Origin of the sequence: Reyranella sp., assembly GCF_004297405.1 — a bacterium.
GTDB lineage: Bacteria > Pseudomonadota > Alphaproteobacteria > Reyranellales > Reyranellaceae > Reyranella.
In genome coordinates, this window is the sequence record NZ_SCVC01000042.1 from 131,211 (window position 1) to 148,865 (window position 17,655).

The 17,655-nt window shown below is 65.0% G+C and carries 17 protein-coding genes; 6 read left to right on the plus strand and 11 right to left on the minus strand.

The features are described 5' to 3' along the window. Positions 1-6: 6 nt before the first annotated feature. From EPO50_RS26800 to EPO50_RS26820, 5 genes are read right to left on the minus strand one after another with little or no spacing between them, the layout of a single operon-like run. Complete coding sequence (locus EPO50_RS26800; protein WP_296349317.1) at positions 7-3,291, minus strand: error-prone DNA polymerase; 3,285 nt, start codon at positions 3,289-3,291, stop codon at positions 7-9. Between the two features lie 18 nt (positions 3,292-3,309). Next, positions 3,310-3,750, minus strand: coding sequence for a type II toxin-antitoxin system VapC family toxin (locus EPO50_RS26805; RefSeq protein ID WP_296349319.1), 441 nt, complete (start codon positions 3,748-3,750; stop codon positions 3,310-3,312). Further along, positions 3,747-3,983 carry a hypothetical protein gene (locus EPO50_RS26810; RefSeq protein ID WP_296349321.1) on the minus strand — a complete coding sequence of 79 codons (237 nt, stop codon included), beginning with the start codon at positions 3,981-3,983 and terminating at the stop codon, positions 3,747-3,749. The genes EPO50_RS26805 and EPO50_RS26810 overlap by 4 nt, the downstream gene beginning before the upstream one ends. 21 nt (positions 3,984-4,004) lie before the next feature. Next, complete coding sequence (locus EPO50_RS26815; RefSeq protein ID WP_296349322.1) at positions 4,005-5,681, minus strand: DNA polymerase Y family protein; 1,677 nt, start codon at positions 5,679-5,681, stop codon at positions 4,005-4,007. Continuing rightward, positions 5,572-6,450: a damage-inducible mutagenesis protein gene (locus EPO50_RS26820; protein ID WP_296349324.1), complete on the minus strand. Its 879-nt coding sequence runs from the start codon at positions 6,448-6,450 to the stop codon at positions 5,572-5,574. The genes EPO50_RS26815 and EPO50_RS26820 overlap by 110 nt, the downstream gene beginning before the upstream one ends. Positions 6,451-6,632: 182 nt before the next feature. On the opposite strand from EPO50_RS26820, the gene EPO50_RS26825 reads away from it, so the two are divergent. From EPO50_RS26825 to EPO50_RS26835, 3 genes are read left to right on the plus strand one after another with little or no spacing between them, the layout of a single operon-like run. Further along, positions 6,633-7,475 (plus strand): MBL fold metallo-hydrolase, encoded by an 843-nt coding sequence (locus tag EPO50_RS26825; protein ID WP_296349326.1) that lies wholly within the window; start codon positions 6,633-6,635, stop codon positions 7,473-7,475. Between the two features lie 27 nt (positions 7,476-7,502). After that, entirely contained in the window at positions 7,503-7,700 is a 198-nt protein-coding gene (locus EPO50_RS26830; protein ID WP_296349328.1) for a hypothetical protein, read from the plus strand. Positions 7,701-7,712: 12 nt separating this feature from the next. Further along, positions 7,713-8,513 carry an aminoglycoside phosphotransferase family protein gene (locus EPO50_RS26835; protein ID WP_296349675.1) on the plus strand — a complete coding sequence of 267 codons (801 nt, stop codon included), beginning with the start codon at positions 7,713-7,715 and terminating at the stop codon, positions 8,511-8,513. Here EPO50_RS26835 and poxB read toward each other — a convergent pair. From poxB to EPO50_RS26850, 3 genes are read right to left on the minus strand one after another with little or no spacing between them, the layout of a single operon-like run. Then, positions 8,503-10,224 (minus strand): ubiquinone-dependent pyruvate dehydrogenase, encoded by a 1,722-nt coding sequence (gene poxB, locus EPO50_RS26840; protein ID WP_296349329.1) that lies wholly within the window; start codon positions 10,222-10,224, stop codon positions 8,503-8,505. The two genes, EPO50_RS26835 and poxB, sit on opposite strands and share 11 nt — an antisense overlap. 32 nt (positions 10,225-10,256) lie before the next feature. Further along, a complete protein-coding gene (locus EPO50_RS26845) occupies positions 10,257-11,285 on the minus strand; it encodes a histone deacetylase family protein (protein WP_296349331.1) in 1,029 nt (342 codons plus the stop codon). 10 nt (positions 11,286-11,295) lie between these two features. Further along, complete coding sequence (locus EPO50_RS26850; RefSeq protein ID WP_296349333.1) at positions 11,296-12,468, minus strand: CaiB/BaiF CoA-transferase family protein; 1,173 nt, start codon at positions 12,466-12,468, stop codon at positions 11,296-11,298. A gap of 117 nt (positions 12,469-12,585) precedes the next feature. Here EPO50_RS26850 and EPO50_RS26855 point away from each other — a divergent pair, with 117 nt between their 5' ends. After that, positions 12,586-13,839 (plus strand): Zn-dependent hydrolase, encoded by a 1,254-nt coding sequence (locus tag EPO50_RS26855; RefSeq protein WP_296349335.1) that lies wholly within the window; start codon positions 12,586-12,588, stop codon positions 13,837-13,839. A 9-nt stretch (positions 13,840-13,848) separates the two neighbouring features. Beyond that, positions 13,849-15,006 (plus strand): benzoate/H(+) symporter BenE family transporter, encoded by a 1,158-nt coding sequence (locus tag EPO50_RS26860; protein WP_296349337.1) that lies wholly within the window; start codon positions 13,849-13,851, stop codon positions 15,004-15,006. A 17-nt stretch (positions 15,007-15,023) separates the two neighbouring features. Here the strand turns inward: EPO50_RS26860 and EPO50_RS26865 are convergent, their stop codons facing one another. Next, positions 15,024-15,584 carry a carboxymuconolactone decarboxylase family protein gene (locus EPO50_RS26865; protein ID WP_296349339.1) on the minus strand — a complete coding sequence of 187 codons (561 nt, stop codon included), beginning with the start codon at positions 15,582-15,584 and terminating at the stop codon, positions 15,024-15,026. An 83-nt stretch (positions 15,585-15,667) separates the two neighbouring features. Between EPO50_RS26865 and EPO50_RS26870 the strand changes: the two genes are divergently transcribed. Further along, the gene (locus EPO50_RS26870; RefSeq protein WP_296349340.1) at positions 15,668-15,979 is read left to right on the plus strand and encodes a helix-turn-helix domain-containing protein; all 312 of its coding nucleotides are present in this window, start codon (positions 15,668-15,670) and stop codon (positions 15,977-15,979) included. 1 nt (position 15,980) lies between these two features. On the opposite strand, the gene EPO50_RS26875 is transcribed toward EPO50_RS26870, so the two are convergent. Together EPO50_RS26875 and EPO50_RS26880 are read right to left on the minus strand one after the other, a co-directional pair. After that, entirely contained in the window at positions 15,981-16,400 is a 420-nt protein-coding gene (locus EPO50_RS26875; protein ID WP_296349342.1) for a hypothetical protein, read from the minus strand. Between the two features lie 11 nt (positions 16,401-16,411). Then, the gene (locus EPO50_RS26880; protein WP_296349344.1) at positions 16,412-17,590 is read right to left on the minus strand and encodes a sulfite oxidase; all 1,179 of its coding nucleotides are present in this window, start codon (positions 17,588-17,590) and stop codon (positions 16,412-16,414) included. Positions 17,591-17,655 lie beyond the last annotated feature (65 nt).

The following is a 17,655-nucleotide window of genomic DNA, read 5'->3' on the forward strand; positions in this document are numbered from 1 at the left end:
CGGCCCTCAATGGAAATCGCGCGAGGCGATCTTGATCTTGGGCCGGTCGAGAATGATCCGGCTGGGATCATAGCCAGGTTTGGTGGGCGGGCTCTTGCTCGAGCGATGGCGTGTGGCATTAGCTTCCGCGATCTTCATCGCCCGGCGGTCGCCCGGATCGGTGCGGACTTCGTCGCCGCGGCCATTCGTAAGATGGAAAGTGTCGAGCTCGGAGATCGAGTCGAGCTCGGCCGAAAGATCCCAGAGCTCTTCGGCAACGAGATGGATCACGATGCCTTCGCGCTGGATGCGACCGCGCACGGCGAGAAGGCGTGCGCCCATGACGATGCGGCGGTGCGCTTCGAAGATCTTGGGCCAGACCACGAGGTTGGCGATGCCCTTTTCGTCCTCGAGAGTGACGAAGACCACGCCCGAAGCAGTACCCGGCCGCTGGCGTACCAGGACGAGGCCCGCCAGGGTGAAGATGTCATCGTTTCTGGAATTCTCCAGAACCTCCGTGCTGGAGATTCCCCTTTGCGCGAAGGTCGACCGCAGCAACGCCAACGGATGCGAGCGCAAGGACATGGAAAAACTGCTGTAGTCGTCTACAACGGCTTCGCCGAGGGTCAGTGCCGGCAAGATCACGGCAGGTTCGGGATCGTGCGCCCGGGATTCGTCGAACAACGGCAAGTGCACGTCGGAAAATCCACGCACGGCCCACAGCACGTCGCGGCGCGATAGCCCCAATGAAGCGAAAGCATCGGCACGGGCCAGCGCCACGATCTGGCGTTTGGTGAGCCCCGAGCGCCGCCACAGGTCGGCTGGATCGCGATAAGGCGTCGTGCGCTGCGCGACCATGCGTTTGACATCGCCTTCGGACAGCCTCGCGACCTGCCGCAAACCGAGGCGCAAGGCGCAGCGATTGTTCTGGCTCGGTTCCAGGATGCAATCCCAGTCACTGGCATTGATGTCGGGCGGCCGCACCTCGACGCCGTTCTTGCGTGCATCGCCGACGAGCTGCGCCGGCGCATAGAAACCCATGGGTTGGGAATTGAGCAGGGCAGCGGCGAAGACCTCGGGATAGTAGTGCTTCACATAGGAAGAGTCGTAGACCAGGAGCGCGAAGCTCGCGGCATGGCTTTCGGGGAAGCCGTAATCGCCGAACCCTTCGATCTGCTTGAAGCAGCGTTCGGCAAAGGCGCGTTCATAATCATTGTTCACCATGCCCTCGATGAAATCTTCCTTGAGGGTATGGATAGTGCCGTTCCGGCGGAACGTCGCCATGGCGCGACGCAACTCGTCGGCTTTGGCGGGGCTGAACTTTGCCGCGACCATGGCGATCTGCATCGCCTGTTCCTGGAACAACGGCACACCTAGAGTCCGGTTCAAGACTTCTTCGAGTTCCTGCTTGGGATACTCCACCTTTTCCAGCTTATCGCGTCGTCGCAGATAGGGATGCACCATGCCACCCTGGATCGGTCCCGGCCGCACGATCGCGACTTCGATAACGAGGTCGTAATAGCTTCTGGGCTTTAGTCTCGGCAGCATCGACATCTGCGCCCGGCTTTCGACCTGGAACACGCCGATCGACTCACCCCTGCACAGCATGTCGTAAACGGCCTGGTCCTCGTCATCCATACCGATCGCCAGTGTTTCGCCATAGTGCTTCTCGATCAGCGCGAAACTTTTGCGCAAGGCCGTCAACATGCCGAGGGCCAGCACATCGACTTTGTAGATGCCGAGGACGTCGAGATCGTCCTTGTCCCATTCGATGACGGTGCGATCCTCCATCGCTGCATTCTGGATCGGCACCAGCTCATCGAGCCGATCCTCGGTCAGGACAAAGCCGCCGACATGCTGTGACAGATGGCGTGGGAAGTTGCACAAGGCCGAAGACAGTTCGAGGGCCAGCGTGAGGCGCGGGTCCGTGGGATCGAGGCCAGCATCCCGCACGTGATCGACTTTGACGCCCCTCGATCCCATTCCCCACACCGTGTCGGCCATCACGCCCACCGTATCGGGTGAGAGGCCAAGTGCCTTGCCGACGTCGCGAATGGCGCTGCGGCTCCTGTAGGCGATCACCGTGGCAGCCAGAGCGGCGCGCGTGCGGCCTTTTTCTTCGTAGATCCATTGGATCACTTCTTCCCGTCGCTCGTGTTCGAAATCGACGTCGATATCGGGAGGTTCGTCCCGGGCGTTGGACAGGAAGCGCTCGAACAGGAGTTTGGTTTTCCGGGGGTTTACCGAAGTGATGCCGAGACTGTAGCAGACGGCGGAATTGGCGGCGGAGCCGCGACCCTGGCACAGGATCTCCTGGCTGCGGGCATATTCGACGATCTCGTGCACGGTCAGGAAGTAAGGCGCGATCTTCTTCTGTTCGATCAGGTCGAATTCGTGCCGGATCGTGTCGGCGATGTCCTGAGGAACCCCACTGGGATAGCGCTTCCGAGCGCCTTCCCAGGTCAAGCGCATGAGCTTGTTCATCGGCGTCTCACCGCCTTCGTACAGAACCGGATATTGATAGGTGAGCTGCTTGAGCGAGAAGTTGCAGCGTTTCACGATCTCCTGCGTATGCGCGATGGCATGAGGGTGGCGGTGGAACAGGCGCGCCATCTCCTGGCCGTCCTTGAGGTGCCGCTCGGCGCTGGCGAAGCGGCGGAACCCCAGCTCGTCGACGGTGCAGCCCAGCCGGATGGCGGTCACCACATCCTGCAACGCTCGTCGTTCGGGGATGTGATAGTGCACGTCATTGGTGACGACGAAGCGAACGCCGAATTCGGCGGCGAGATTGTCGAGCCGGGCGACGCGGCGGGCGTCGTCACCACGAAACAGCATGGAACCGGCGAGATAGCAGCGATCGCCAAACAGATGGGCGAGGGCGCGCAGCCGTTCATGGAAAGCCGGATCGTCGAGGTGACGCGGCGGCAGGACGATCGCCAGGATGCCTTCGGCATGTGCCGCCAGATCGTCAAAGGTGAGGTCGCACTTTCCCTTCGCCGCCCGTCGGTTGCCTTGGGTCAGCAGACGGGAAAGGCGCTTGTAGGCATCGAGATCGGTGGGATAGGCGAGCAGCGAATAGCCGTCGCGCGTTTCGATCCGGCTGCCGACCAGAAGCTTGATCTTGTCGGGATCGCTTTTGGTTTCGCCGCGTGACGCCGCGTAGGCCCGCACGACGCCGGCCAGCGTGTTGCGGTCGGTGATGCCAATGGCGGTATGGCCGAGCTCGATCGCGCGCTTTACCAGCTCAGCCGGATGCGAGCCGCTGCGCAGGAAGCTGTAGTTGGTCGTGACCTGAAGTTCGGCATAGTCCATGGCATCACGTATGGAGCTCTATGCGCCGGTGAGTTCGTGCACCCGCGCCAGTGGCACACTGCGCAGATCGATGCCTTCGAGCCTGAGCGCCTGCAGGAAGGTCTCGTCGGTGCTGACCAGTGGTGCTGCGGCGGCTTCAGCGCAGGCGGCGTAGAAGCAATCATGCACCGGCCGGCCGCATTGCAGGGCGATGGTGAAGGCGCGACTGCGCAGCCGGGGCGACTCGACGAAGGCCGAGATGAAGGCGGGCAGGGCGATGTTGCGCACGATGGGCTCGGCTTGTTCGGCCGAGATCTCGCCGCGCGTCACCTTCTTCCAGGCGAGTTCGGCCACGCCTGCGATCAGGATGTCGGGCGCGATCAGTTCGTGCCGGTCGGCCAGCAGGGAGCGCGCCTGTGGTCGCAAAGGTTCCTCGACGAACCATTTGATGGCGACGCTAGGGTCGACGACGATGATCATGGCTCGCTTCCCGCACAGGCGAGCAGGCCACTGTCGGTCTGCGGCACACCAGCCGGCGTCATGGCGGCGACGCGGTCAGCCTCGGCCAGCGGGTCGAGGATCAACGGTTGGCGCGCCGTGTGGGTGAGCAGGTCGCGCAACTCGGCTTCGAGCGAACGACCCTTCGCCTGTGCCCGCTCTTTCAGTCGATCGATGACGGCATCGTCGAGCCGGCGGATGGTGAGATTCCCCATGGCTTTCCCCTCTGTCAGGTCCTAGGCGCAGAAACCATGGAGGAACCAGCGGGCGGTCGGCTGGCCGTTGGCGGCGACCTTGTAGGCGCCATCGCGGAACAGCCAGAACCGGCCACCGTCATCGTCCTCGACACGGTAGTAATCACGCACCAGCGGCACTTCGCCGGCCGGTGGACGGCTGCCATCGGGCCGTGGCCGCCACCATTCGTCGGCAATCCGCTCCGGTCCTTCGGCGCGCACGATGCGATGCTTGTGCTGGCGCCAGGAGAAGTGACGCGGCGGATCGTCGGGCACGGGCGCCATGACATCGACCGGCTCGGGTCGCTGCAGCAGCCGCGTCGGTCGCGCGCCCTTCAAGCTGGCCACGCGCCGCCACGCACCTGCTGCGGCTGGCTTTGCCTCGATGGGCGCGGTGACCTGCACGCGCTCGGGCAGGTGACTGTCGCGCGGCAGCAGCCGCACGACATTCTCCGTTCCCAATCGCAGCGCCAGGCGGTCGGCGAGATCGATCGTGCCGTCGACGCCGACGGGAACGGCGGGTGCGTTCTGGTCGGGCAGCGCATCCTGCGTGCCGCTCCAGACTTCGACCTCGGGCGCACCCAGGATCATCAGCTCGACACCAAAGCCGGCATCGAGTTCGCCGAGCTTCTCCTCGAAGAGTTTCATCAGCTTCGGATTGTCGCGATTGGGACGGCTGGTGCCGATCGACGTGCGATCGACCGACCCATCGACGCGATAGAGCGCGATCTCGAGTTTGCGGGCGCCGACACCCGCCTGCTCGAACTGCCGGCAAAGCGCGGCCAGGAGCCGGCTGGTGGCGGCAGCGATATCTTCCGGCCGGCCAATCGGTTCGGCGAAGGCGAGACGCGTGCGGAAGGCGGGCGGTGGGCGGCGCGGCTCGATCGGTTCGGCGAGCGTGCCCAGCGCCTGATCGAGGCGGGTGAGCGGCTGGTCGCCGAAGCGTCGGGCGAGTGGCGCTCGTGGCATCGGGTAGAGATCGCCGATACGACGCAGGCCGAGCTTGAGGAAGGTCTCGAGGATCGGCGCGTCGAGCCGCAGCCCTTCGACCGGTAGCGTCGCGAGCGCGGCGCGCTGGCCGTGGCGAGGACAGAAGAGGTCAGCCTGACGTTCGGCGAAGCGGGCCAGGGCCCAGGCCGCCCCTGCGGTGTCGGCCATTGCAGCCCGGCAGGAAAAATCGTGACGCGAGAGCCGTTGGGTCAGATCGGCGAGCAGGGCGCGTTCGCCTGCTTCGCCCGTGCCGAAGAGATGGGTGCAGCCCGTGACGTCGAGCAGCAAGCCGGCATCGCCACCGAAACCGCCAGCACTGCAGGTTTCCGTGCCTTCCTCGGCGATGGCGCTGCCCAGAGGATCGATCGCCACCCAGGGCGTATAGCGATCGCACCAGTTTGCGATCGTCTCGATCAGGCGCCGGTCGGCTTGCGGCTCACCTGCCGTGGTAACGAGGTCGGGCAGCAGGGCACGCGCATCGGCCAGCCGCATGTGCGGACGCAGGCCGGCAGCACGGGCATGGCCGTTGACCGCGGCGAGCCGTGGGCAGCCCTCCTGCCATACGACAGTGGCGGCTGATTTAGCCGACCAATCGCGTGGCGTCGGATTCTGGCCAGTCGAGTTCTGACTGATACGGGCCAGACGATCTGCCGAGAGCTTGGGGAACCACAGAGAGACAATGCGTTTCATCGTTCCACTCCACGAGCCATGACGGGATTTCAGCAGCCGACGGTGTGCCAAAGCGGTTGCGTCGCAGTTCGAGGCGCCAGCGTGCGGCGCCGACATCGTTGAGGCCGGGTGTCGAATGTGAGGGGGCCGAGGCGATTCGCCAGCGTGTCGCGCACACGCTTTGCGGCGGCGCAGGCTGTGCCCGCAGGAGCAAAGCGGGAGTGCCGCTCTTCTCGGCGGCCAGCGACAGACGACGGCCGGCAGTGGGATCGGCGGCGCGCGTCTCGCCCAAGACCACGGCGATGCCGGGACAGCGCAGCCCTTCCTCCATCGCCCAGAAGAGATCCTCATCGCGCCGTGCCGTGACCATCAGCACGCGTGCCGGATCGAACCAGGCGGAGAGCGTCGGGGCGTAAGGCGGAGCATCGAAGGTGCCCGTAGGGCGCCGGCACCACAGGATCGTTCCACCAGCCTGTTGGGCGAAGCGTCCAACGATATGTCCGGCAAACCCCAGCGCCGCCCCGTCATGTGAGGCGACACGGCCGGAGGGCGCAGGGCCTGCCTCGATCTCGTGCAGCGCGCCGGTCAGCAGCCCGCCTTCGGGCAACAGGGCATCGATGGCCGGCATTCCCAGGGGCACGCTGGCGGCGCGGCCGCTTCTCTGGGCGCTGTGGGCGCGCTCCAGGCGACGCACCTTTTCCCGCAGACCGAGCGGGACCGCAGCCGCCAGATCGTTGGCCGCCACGGAAGCAACGGGAGGAGCAAAGGCATTTGGGGAAATGACAGGCATCGCCCCCTCGAAGGTCGATGAAACGCGTTGGGGATATTTAGAGATACTATGTTCTTGTTTTGTTCTAGTTCTCGTGACGCCAAGAGTCAACGGGAGTCCGAGGGGGATTTAAGGGGCTGGCATACCGCCTGCATTTTGCTGAAGCTGGGGGACTTTCTCGCGACGTTCGCGCCGGAGATCCGATGACTGCACGCCTCTCTGTCGCCGCCCTGCTGGCGGCCCTGTTTGCCCTGCTGGCAGGGCCAGCCTTGGCGCGATGTTCCAAGAACCTGGCTGAACTAAGTCCCAGCCTGCTGGGCCGCAGCGTTCAGGTCGCTTCGCTCGATGGCATGCAGATGGCCGCCGACAGCGCCAGCCGCGCCATCGTCACCTTCCTCGGCCACGCCAGTTTCGAAATCAACACGCCGCAGGGCGTGCGGGCCATCACCGACTACAACGGGCTGAACGGCTTTGGCCGCAAGCCCGACATCGTGACGATGAACAACGCGCACTCCACGCACTACACGGATCATCCCGAGGAGGGCATCACGTACGTGCTGCCGGGATGGCCGACCAAGCCTGGTGAGAGCGAGGCCAAGCACGACGTCACCTTGAAGGATCTCAAGGTGTCGAACGTGCCGACCAACGCGCGCGACTGGGGCGGCGGTTCGGCGCGCATCAACGGCAACTCGATCTTCACGTTCACCATCGTCGACCTCTGCATCGCCCATCTCGGCCACCTGCATCATCGGCTCACCAAGGAACATCTCGACGAGCTCGGTCGCATCGATGTGCTGATGGTGCCGATCGACGGCGCCTACACGGTGGGCTTGCCCGTGATGGTCGAGGTTATCCGTCAGATCCAGCCGCGCATCGTCTTGCCCATGCACTATTGGGGCCGAGGCCAGGTCGCGCGTTTTGAAGAGTTGATGCAGGATCAGGATGCCGTCTTTATCTGGCCTGACCGGCGCACCATCGAGGTCGCGCATGATACATTGCCGGATAAACTCACCGTCTATGTTGTCGGTGGCAATGGCGGCGATTGAGTACGAGATCCTGCGGGGGAGAGAACGATGCTGAGTTGGGTGGTCCGCTTGATCCTGATTGCTGCGAATTTCGTGGCCGGATTCTTCGTCGCCGAAGACGCCCTCAACTTCGAGATCATCCAGGGTGTGATTTCGCTGTTTCTCGTCGCGCTGCTGGTGTTCGTCCTGGCCTTCTGGCCCTCGAGCTGGACGCATTTCTTCAACAACCTCGGTAAGAAAGCCTAGGCAGGTTCCACAATCGCGACCGACCCCGATCACTATCTTGCGCGCTGGAATCTCGAGCCTGACGGCGACCTGCTGAAGACCCACAGCAGCATCCTGCTGCCAGTGCGCTTCGAAGGCGCGCCGGCGATGCTGAAGATCGCTCTCGAGAAGGAAGAACAGCGAGGCTGCCGCTTGATGACCTGGTGGCAGGGCGAGGGCGCGGCACGTGTGCTGGCCGAGGATGATGGCGTGCTCCTGCTGGAGCGCGCCACGGGGCCGCGGTCGCTGGCGGCGATGGCACGCTCCGGCCAGGACGACGAAGCGACGCGCATTCTTTGCGAGGCGACCAGCCGATTGCACCGACATCGCGCGCCTTTGCCTCCCGATCTCGTGCCGCTCACGGACTGGTTCGAGCCGCTGCTGCAGGCTCAGGACCAGGGTGGCGTCATCGCCGAGGGCCGAAGCGTTGCGCGAGAGCTTCTAGAGCACCAGCGGGAGATCGTCGTGCTGCACGGCGACATCCATCACGAGAACGTCCTCGATGCCGGCTCACGCGGCTGGATCGTCATCGATCCCAAGGGACTCCTGGGCGACCGCGCCTTCGATTTCGTGAACATCCTGCGCGACCCTGACGAGCCAACCGCCCTGGCGCCGGGCCGCTTTGCACGCCAAGTCGAGGTCATCACCGACGCGGCCACCCTCGACCGCTCGCATCTGCTGCGCTGGACGCTCGCCTTCGCCAGCCTTTCGGCCGTGTGGATCCTGGGCGATGGCGATCACCCAGGCCTCGATCTTGCCGTCGCCGAGCTGGCGGCATCGGCCCTCAGAGTCTGAGGTTCGTCCGTGCCAGGTCGATGATCTGCGTGGCCCGGCCGTCCATCACCGCCTTCATCAGGAACAGGCTGAAGCCGTAGGCCTGCTCCAATGTCGCCTTGGGCGGCATGGCGAGTTCCTGGCGGGCGCTCACGACGTCGACCAAGGCAGGGCCCTTATGCGCGAAGGCATCGCGCAACGCGCCTTCGAGATTGGCAGGGTCCTCGACCCTGACGCCTTTGATGCCCATGGCCACCGCCATTGCCGCGAAGTCAGGGTTTTTCAGCGTGACGGCGGTGTCGACGAAGCCCGCTGCTTTCATCTCCATCTCGACGAAACCAAGCGTGCCGTTGTTCAGCACCACCACCTTCACCGGCAGGCCGAGCTGGGCGAGGCTGATGAAGTCACCCATCATCATCGCGAAGCCGCCGTCGCCCGACATCGAGATCACCTGCCGGTCCTTGTGCGAGGCTTGCGCGCCGATCGCCTGCGGCATGGCATTGGCCATCGAGGCATGGTTGAACGAGCCGATCAGGCGCCGCTTGCCATTCATCTTCAGATAGCGCGCGGCCCACACCGACTGCGTGCCGACATCGCAGGTGAAGACCGCGTCGTCGTCGGCCAGCTCGCTGATCAAGCGCGCAACATATTGCGGATGGATCATCTTGCCGCCGGGCTTGCTCTCGGCGAGCTTGTCGAGATCGGCGCGCGCCTTGGCATAGTGCGCGAGGGCGGCGTCGAGGAACGTCCGGTCCGTCTTGGGTTTCAGCCGGGGCAGCAGGGCCGCCACCGTGTCGGCGACGGTGCCGACCACGCCGATATCGAGGCGGCAGCGATTGCCGAGGCTTTCGGCCCTGATGTCGATCTGCGCCACCTTGGCCTGCTCGGGATAGAACTGCCGGTAAGGGAAGTCGGTGCCGAGCAGCAACAGCGTGTCGCACTCCTTCATGGCGGCATAGCCCGAGGCGAAGCCGATCAGGCCGGTCATGCCCACATCGAAGGGATTGTCGTACTCGACATGCTCCTTGCCGCGCAGCGAATGCACGATCGGCGCATTCAGGGTGCGCGCCAGCTCAACCACTGCGCCGTGTGCGCCGGCGCAACCCGCACCGCACATCATGGTGACCTTCTTGCCGTTGTTCAGAAGCTCGGCCAGAGCATCGAGATCTGCATCGGACGGCCGCACGACCGGTGGCTTGGGCGCCAGCCAGGTCGCGACCTTGGCGTCGGTTTTCAGCAGCGCCACGTCGCCCGGGATCACGACCACCGACACGCCGCGCTCGGCGACGGCGACACGGATCGCCTTGTCGAGGACCCGCGGCATCTGGTCGGGATTGGAGACCAGCTCGACATAGTGCGAACACTCGGCGAAGAGCTGCTCGGGGTGCGTCTCCTGGAAATAGTGACCGCCGATCTCCGCGCTCGGGATGTGTGCGGCGATCGCCAGTACGGGCACGCGGCTGCGGTAGCAGTCGAACAGGCCGTTGATGAGGTGCATGTTGCCCGGACCGCAACTCCCGGCACAGACCGCAAGCTCGCCGGTGAGATGGGCCTCGGCACCGGCGGCGAAGGCACCGGCTTCCTCGTGGCGCATGTGGACCCAGTCGATCTCCTTCATGCGGCGCAGCGAATCGGTGAAGCCGTTCAGGGAGTCTCCAGCAACGCCGTAGATACGCTTCACGCCGGCGGCGCGCAGGGTTTCGGCCATCAGGTCGGCGATCGTCCGTGCCATGCTGAACTCCGTGATGTAGGGGGAAAGGTCTCCTAGGCGCGACCCTTCTCGAAGCCGGCCAGGAAGTGAACCAGGTTGCGGCCGAGGTCGTCGCCGAGATAGCCGCCTTCCTGGACGAGGACCGTGGGCAAGCCGAGACGCGCGATCTTCTCGGCCATGGCATGGAAGCCGGCGCCGGTCACTTTCAGCCCCTGCAGGGGGTCGCTTTCGCTGGCATCGAGTCCCAGCGCCACGACCAAGGCGGTCGGCTGGAATTCCTTGATGCGAGCTAGTGCCTTGTCTCCGGCGTCGAGCCACGGCGCGTCGGCGGAGCCCAAGGGCAGCGGCAGGTTGAAATTGAACCCCTGGCCTTTGCCGGCGCCGTGCTCGTGAGCGTAGCCCCAGAAGAAAGGATAGTAGTTCGCGGGATCGGCGTGGATCGAAACGGTAAGGACGTCGTCGCGCTCGTAGAAGATGCCCTGCGTGCCGTTGCCGTGATGCACGTCGACATCCAGCACCGCAACGCGGGCATGCTTGCTCCGCAGGCGTTGTGCGGCGACGGCGGTGTTGTTCAGGAAGCAGAAGCCACCTGCCATGTCGGCATAGGCGTGATGGCCGGGCGGACGGCAAAGCGCATAGGCCTGTCGCTCGCCGTCCAGCACCATGTCAGCCACAGTGGTCGCCACTTCGGTGGCGGCAAGGGCTGCCTCCCAAGTGTGCGGCCCGATCGGACAGGCCATGTCGACCTGATGCCAACCGGCGCGGCCGGACAGTGCCTGCGGATAGGACGCATGGGCGCGCGCCGGATGGACGTTGGGCACGACCTCCGGCCCGGCGCCGGGCAGCTTGGCCCATTCGCGCGCGGCGATCTGCAGGAAGTCGAGATACTCCGGCGTATGCACCGTGGCGGCAGGTTCGCTGCCGAATGTCCGGGGCGGCAGGATCTCGTGGCCGGCGTCGCGGGCGGCCGCCAGCAAACGCGTGGCTCGTTCCGGCTGTTCGGCGCTACGTTGCTTTACACCGCGGACGATGAAGGTCTGGGGATCGTGGCCGGCGTGCTTGTCCGAATAGACGATCTTCATGGCGTTGGCTTCATGATGTCGCGATGGCCTTTGCGTCTCGGAGGGAGGCGATGTCGTTATCGCTATAACCCACTTCGCGCATGATCTCGACCGTGTGCTCGCCCACTTTGGGCGATTTGCGCCGCGTCTCGACGGGTGCGTCGGAGAGTTTGATGGGATTGGCTGCCGACTTCACCGGGCCGATGCCGGGATAGTCGATTTCGAGCACGCTGCCGCGCGCCTCGGCGTGCGCACTCACCATCACGTCGCTCACCTTGTAGGCGGCGCCACAGGCCATGCCGGCCGGAATGAGCTTGTCGAGCAACTCGTCCGCCGTGTGCTCCATGAAATGGGCTTCGATCATCGGCTCCAGGATCGCGCGGTTGGCGACGCGGTCGGCATTGGTGGCGAAGCGCTTGTCGGCCAGCCAATCCTGCTTGCCGAGCGCCGTACAGAGTAACCGCCAGAAGGCATCGTTGGTTCCCGCGACGAAGATCGGCCGCGTCTTGGTCGGGAAGACGCGCAGCGGCGACAGGATCGAGTTGGAGGTGCCCATGCGGATCGGGTCCTCGCCGGTGCGGCCATGATTGGTGATCCAGTGGCTCATCATGTGCATACCGACGTCGAACAGCGACAGGTCGAGCCGCTGGCCCTTGCCGGTCTTGTGACGGCCGAGCAGCGCGAAGGCGATGCCCGCCGAGCAGAACGAGCCAGTGCAATAGTCGATCGCTGCCGTGCCGACGCGGCACATCTCGCCACCGTCCGGGCCGGTCGCGTCCATCAGGCCGATCTCGGCCTGGATGCAGGGATCGTAACCGGCGCGGCCGGCATAGGGGCCGGTCTGGCCGTAGCCCGAGACCGAGGCATAGATCAGCCGCGGGTTCTCCTTCGAGACGACATCCCAGCCGAAGCCCAGCTTGTCGATCACGCCCGGCGTGAAGGCTTCCATGAAGACGTCGGCCTTGCGCACCAACCGCATCAGCACGTCGCGGCCACCTTCGGTGCGCAGGTCGAGGGCGAGTCCGCGCTTGTTGCGATTCATCGAAGGCACCCAGGCGCCGTCGAAATGCGGGCGGAAATGCTCACCGTTCAGCGGCTCCACCTTGATCACATCGGCGCCCATGTCGCCCAGGATCTGGCCGGCGGTCGGCCCGGCAATGACTTGTGTGAGGTCGAGAACGAGCGTGTCGGAAAGCGGAAGCATGGGCGTGAAAATCCTCCTGGACCTCACCCTTGCAAGACCCTGACCTGCTGCTCAAGCACTTCGTTTCGCTGGCTGGCATTTGCTATGGTCGCGCGTTTCGTCTTGCCTGGAGTTGCCATGAAGCCCGCTACCCCCTCCGATATCAGGCCCAATCTCCGCGTCGATTTCGACCGCCTGTGGTCGAGCCTGATGGAACTGGGCCAGATCGGCGGCACCGAGAAGGGCGGTGTCTGCCGTATCGCGTTGACCGACCTCGACCGGCAAGGCCGCGATCTCTTCGTGCGCTGGGCCAAGGAGGCGGGCTGCACCATCAAGGTCGATCAACTCGGCAACATCTTCGCCCGTCGTGAAGGCCGCGATCCCACCAAGGCGCCCATCATGACCGGCAGTCATCTCGACACCCAGCCGACCGGCGGCAAGTTCGACGGCGCTTATGGTGTGATGGCGGGGCTGGAAGTGCTTCGCGTGCTGCACGACTCCAACTACGTCACCGAGGCACCGATCGAGGTCGCGGTCTGGACCAACGAGGAGGGCTGCCGCTTCGCGCCGGCCATGGTGGCCTCGGGCGTGTTCGGCGGTGCCTTCGAGCTCGACTATGCATTGGCCATCAAGGATCGCGAGGGCGTCACCTTCGGTGAGGCGCTGAAGAAGATCGGCTACGACGGCAAGGAGCCAGTCGGCGGCCGCAAGGTCGGCGCCTTCTTCGAGGCGCATATCGAGCAGGGCCCGATCCTCGAGCGCGAGAAGAAGACCATTGGCGTCGTCACCGGTGCGCAGGGGCAGCGCTGGTACGAGATCAATTGGACGGGCATGGAAAGCCATGCCGGCACGACCCCCATGGAAGGCCGTCGCGATGCGCTGGTCGGCGCCGCCGAACTGATCGTCGAGGCCCGTCGCATCGGCAATCGGCCGAACGGACGCTCGACGGTGGGCGTGATCGACAGCCTGCCACAGGCCCGCAACACCATTCCCGGTCGTCTGTTCATGACGCTCGATTTTCGCCATCCCGACAATGACGAACTCACCAGGATGGACGCCGAGATGCGGGTGGCAGCGGCAGATATTGCCAAGCGCCATCGCCTCGACGTGAAGATCGAACAGATCTGGCACTTCCCGGCATCGCCCTTCGCGAAGGAGCTGGTCGATTCCGTGCGTCGCGGTGCAGAGCAGGCAGGTTACGCCCACATGGATATCGTGAGCGGCGCCGGTCACGACGCCTGCTATGTCAGTCGCGTCGCACCGACCGCCATGGTCTTCGTGCCGTGCAAGGACGGCATCAGCCACAACGAGATCGAAGACGCGACCCGCGACGATGTCGGCGCCGGTGCTCAGATCCTCCTGCAGGCGATGGTCGATACCGCCAACAAGTAGAGGCCAGTCGTGAAATCGGGGGGATTTGTTTCGGTCGCGACCGCTGCCTTGGTCGCGACCATCGCCGGCGCGGGCGGCACGCTGCCCATCATCCTGGCTGCGGCCCAGGCGGTCGGCGCCGCGCCGGAGCAGGCGAGTTCGTGGGTCTCGGGCCTATCGCTTGCCACCGCATTCAGCGCCCTGGTGCTGAGCGTTCGCTATCGCATGCCCATCATTGCCGCATGGTCGACGCCTGGTGCGGCGCTGATCGCTTCGACCACGGGTGTGCCGAGCTTCGGGGCCGCTGTGGGGGCGTTCGTGCTGGCAGCCGTGCTGATCCTGCTCACTGCTGCGGTGCGGCCGCTCGGCCGCCTGATCGAGAGGATTCCGGCCAGCATCGCCGCCGCCATGCTGGCGGGCATTCTGCTGCGCCTCGTGATGGCAATGGTCGAGCATGTGCCGACCTCGCCGTTGCTGGTGCTGCCGCTGATCGCGCTGTTCCTCGTTGCCCGCGCCTTCATGCCAGCATTGGCGTCGCTGGTTGTCCTCGTGGCCGGCGGCCTGCTCGCCTGGTCGCTCGGCCTCGTGAAGCCGCTGCCGCCAATCGGGCTCACCTCTGTCGTCTTCACGGGGCCAGTCTGGGATCTCGCGACCTTGATCGGGCTCGGCGTGCCACTCTATCTCGTGACGATGGCATCGCAGAACCTGCCGGGCTTCGCCGTGCTGCGCGCCTCGGGCTATCAGCCGCCGACGCAGCCGATCTTGGCTGTCACCGGCGCCGCATCGCTTGGCACAGCGTTCATGGGCGCCCACACCTCCAACCTGGCGGCGATCTCGGCGGCACTCTGCACCGGTCCCGACGCCCATCCCGATCCGGCGAAGCGCTGGATGACCGGACCGTTCTACGCCCTCTTCTGGGGGCTGATTGCCGTATTCGGCGCCTCACTGGTCGGCCTGTTTGGCGCGCTGCCGCCGGCGCTGCTGGCGACGGTCGCAGGTACGGCGCTGCTGGGTTCGATGGCCGGTGCGATGGGCAGCGCCCTGGCCGGCGATCAGGACCGGTTGGCGGCGGCCGGCACGCTCGCGGTTACCGTATCAGGCGTCACCTTGATGGGAGTGGGTTCGGCCTTCTGGGGGTTGGTCTTCGGTCTCCTGATCCTGGGTATCGACAGGGCCGTGAAGCGCTGATTGCACCCTGATCTGCATCATGGGGCGGATTGCGGGGCGAGCGGGAAGCGCGCGGCATAGGCTTCGAGCGGCAGCTCCAGTCCGCGACACAGGAAGCTGATCGTGTGGTAGTAGCCGACCAGAGCGATCGCCTCGAGTATCTGCGTCTCATCGAAGTGCGCGGCAAGGCCGGTCCAGGTCGCAGCCGCAATTGTGCGATGATCGACCAGGTCGTCGACGGCGGCGAGCAGGGCCTGTTCGTCTCGTGCCCAGCAGGTCGCGTCGGCTGATCCGTGGACGAGGGCCGCGATCTGGTCGGTATCCAAGGCCACGCGGTCCGCGAACACGGCGACATGGACGCCCCATTCGTATTCACAGCCCAGCCGCGCCGTCGTGCGGTCGATGACGATCTCGCGCTGACGCAGCGAAAGGGGGCCTTTGTCGAGCAGACCGCCGGCGAACATCTTGTCGAACACGCGAGGACTCCTCGCCATCGTGCGGAACAGGACCAGCGGCTCCATGCCCTTGGGCATGATGCGTTCGAGCTCGGTGGCGATGGCGGGCGGATAGGGGGCTTCAGCCGGGACGATGCGGGGCATGGCGGGTCTCCGTTTGTGCTACAAATTAAGTAGCAACGGCTATTCGTCGTTGCTACAGAAATTGTAGTAATGGAGTGAAATAGATGGTGAAGCGCGTTCGTGGTTCGCGGACAGGTCGGCCGATCATGCGGCTGCTCGACCTGCTGGGCCGGCGCTGGACCCTGCGCATCGTCTGGGAGCTGCGCGAGGAACCGAAGCGCTTCCGCGATCTGCAGGACCTGATCGGCGCCAGCCCAACCATCGTGAACACACGACTGGCCGAACTGCGCGAGGCGAAGTTGGTCGAGCTCGACGACTCGGTGGGCTATCGCCTCACGGCGTTGGGCCGCGAGCTGCTACAGCTCTTCCTGCCCTTGCACACCTGGTCGGAGAAGTGGGCGAAAGCGGTTGGGTAAACTACTTCAGGAATGGATTGTCGCTTCCACGACCCTTGCGGCGCGGTGGGAACTGCTCGGCGAGATAGTCGAGGATCTCGGCGCGGTCCTCGGCCTTCACCGGCGGCATGCGATGCTTTTCGAGCATCAGGTCGAAGGTCGAATCCCAGAGGTCGCGAGTCAGCCCCTGCGCCTTGATCAATGCCACCCCATGGCAGGCGGTGCAGGTATAGAAGGCGATCTCGCGGCCCTTGCCGTCGGGAAAATCGTCGACCGTGTCGTTGTGCGGCGGCGGCTTGCCCTTGTCGGGATCAGCTGGCGGCGCTGCGACCTTCGGCGCCGGTGGCACGTAGACATTCTGGTTGTCGCGCAGCCCGCCCGCGCGATCGAGGGCAAGGAGCAGGAACGTCGTCGTCAACGTGATGACGACGACGTGTGTCATGGTGAGCCGGCTCAAGATTCGACGAGCACCCGGATGCGGTTGATCGGATTGGCCCCGTAGCCTTGCGGGTTCCAGTTGGCGGCGGCGAAGGGCTGCGTCACGCCCTTGCTGTCCGTCGCCTTGGCCCAGACTTCGTAATAGCCCGCGGTCGGCAGGTCGATTGACGCGGTGAAACGCTGCCAGGCGAACTTGTTGGCAGGCGGATTGACCTTGGCGCTCTTCCAGGTGACGCCATAGTCGGTCGAGATGTCGACCGTCTTGATGTCGTAGTCGCCGGCCCAGGCCTGGCCGCGCAGGTCGAGCTTGCGCGTGCCGGCGGCGAGCTTGGTACCGTCGGCCGGGAAGGTGATGACCGACCGCACCGGCATCGATTCGAGGATCGCCATGTCCTTCTCGTTGCCCTTGCTGCCGGGCACGATCGGCGTCTTCGGCACGCGGTAGGAGAAGCCGCCCATGCCGGGGCCGTCATGCTCCTTGTCGCGCACCCAGATGCGCTTCAGCCACTTGGTCGACGCCGAGGCCGGCCAGCCCGGCACGACGAGGCGCACGGGGGCGCCGTGGATCAGCGGGATGTCCTGGCCGTTCAGCTTGAAGGCGATGAGCGTGTGCTCCTCCATTGCCTTCGCCATCGGCACGCCGCGCGAGATGGTGGGCTTGTCGGTCTCGCCGGCGAGCGTCGGATCGGCACCATAGTGGCCGGTGTAAACGGCCGAAGATTTTACGCCCGCGGCTTTCAACACATCGGCGAGGCGCACGCCCGTCCACTGTGGACAACCCGCGCCACCATTGGTCCACTGATTGCCGCGCGCTTCGGGCGAGAAGAAGGAGCGGCCATTGCCACCGCACTCCAGCATCAGATTGTAGGTGACGTTGGGGAAGCGGCTCGCCAGTTCACCGACACTGATTTCGAGTGGCGTGTTCACTTCGCCATCGATCTTGATCTTCCAGGCCTTCGGATCGCCCGTCACATCGGGCACCTGGCCGTTGTTACGGATGAAGAGCTTGGCCGTCGGTGTGACGTCGTCGTCCATCAGCTCGGCCTGCGTTTCGGCGACGAGTGGCTTGTCGCCGAGGATCGCCAGCTTGGCCTTGCCATCCATTTCGAGGAGCTTGGGTCCTTTGGCGGCGGCAGGTGCGCCTTGCGCAAACGCAGCGCCGACGGGCGGCAATGAAGCACCGACTGTGGCCATCCCGACCCCCTTCAGCACGTTACGTCGCGACGCTTTGATTGTTCCGGTTCTCGGCATTTTTTCCT

Excerpts from the sequence above, each read along its gene's own strand:
- EPO50_RS26800 (WP_296349317.1), bottom strand. The coding sequence starts at position 3,291 with ATGGACTATGCCGAACTTCAGGTCACGACCAACTACAGCTTCCTGCGC.
- EPO50_RS26805 (WP_296349319.1), bottom strand. The coding sequence starts at position 3,750 with ATGATCATCGTCGTCGACCCTAGCGTCGCCATCAAATGGTTCGTCGAG.
- EPO50_RS26855 (WP_296349335.1), top strand. The coding sequence starts at position 12,586 with ATGAAGCCCGCTACCCCCTCCGATATCAGGCCCAATCTCCGCGTCGAT.
- EPO50_RS26870 (WP_296349340.1), top strand. The coding sequence starts at position 15,668 with ATGGTGAAGCGCGTTCGTGGTTCGCGGACAGGTCGGCCGATCATGCGG.
- EPO50_RS26820 (WP_296349324.1), bottom strand. The coding sequence starts at position 6,450 with ATGCCTGTCATTTCCCCAAATGCCTTTGCTCCTCCCGTTGCTTCCGTG.
- EPO50_RS26850 (WP_296349333.1), bottom strand. The coding sequence starts at position 12,468 with ATGCTTCCGCTTTCCGACACGCTCGTTCTCGACCTCACACAAGTCATT.
- EPO50_RS26810 (WP_296349321.1), bottom strand. The coding sequence starts at position 3,983 with ATGGGGAATCTCACCATCCGCCGGCTCGACGATGCCGTCATCGATCGA.
- EPO50_RS26865 (WP_296349339.1), bottom strand. The coding sequence starts at position 15,584 with ATGCCCCGCATCGTCCCGGCTGAAGCCCCCTATCCGCCCGCCATCGCC.
- EPO50_RS26880 (WP_296349344.1), bottom strand. The coding sequence starts at position 17,590 with ATGGCCACAGTCGGTGCTTCATTGCCGCCCGTCGGCGCTGCGTTTGCG.
- EPO50_RS26830 (WP_296349328.1), top strand. The coding sequence starts at position 7,503 with ATGCTGAGTTGGGTGGTCCGCTTGATCCTGATTGCTGCGAATTTCGTG.
- EPO50_RS26815 (WP_296349322.1), bottom strand. The coding sequence starts at position 5,681 with ATGAAACGCATTGTCTCTCTGTGGTTCCCCAAGCTCTCGGCAGATCGT.
- poxB (WP_296349329.1), bottom strand. The coding sequence starts at position 10,224 with ATGGCACGGACGATCGCCGACCTGATGGCCGAAACCCTGCGCGCCGCC.
- EPO50_RS26825 (WP_296349326.1), top strand. The coding sequence starts at position 6,633 with ATGACTGCACGCCTCTCTGTCGCCGCCCTGCTGGCGGCCCTGTTTGCC.
- EPO50_RS26875 (WP_296349342.1), bottom strand. The coding sequence starts at position 16,400 with ATGACACACGTCGTCGTCATCACGTTGACGACGACGTTCCTGCTCCTT.
- EPO50_RS26845 (WP_296349331.1), bottom strand. The coding sequence starts at position 11,285 with ATGAAGATCGTCTATTCGGACAAGCACGCCGGCCACGATCCCCAGACC.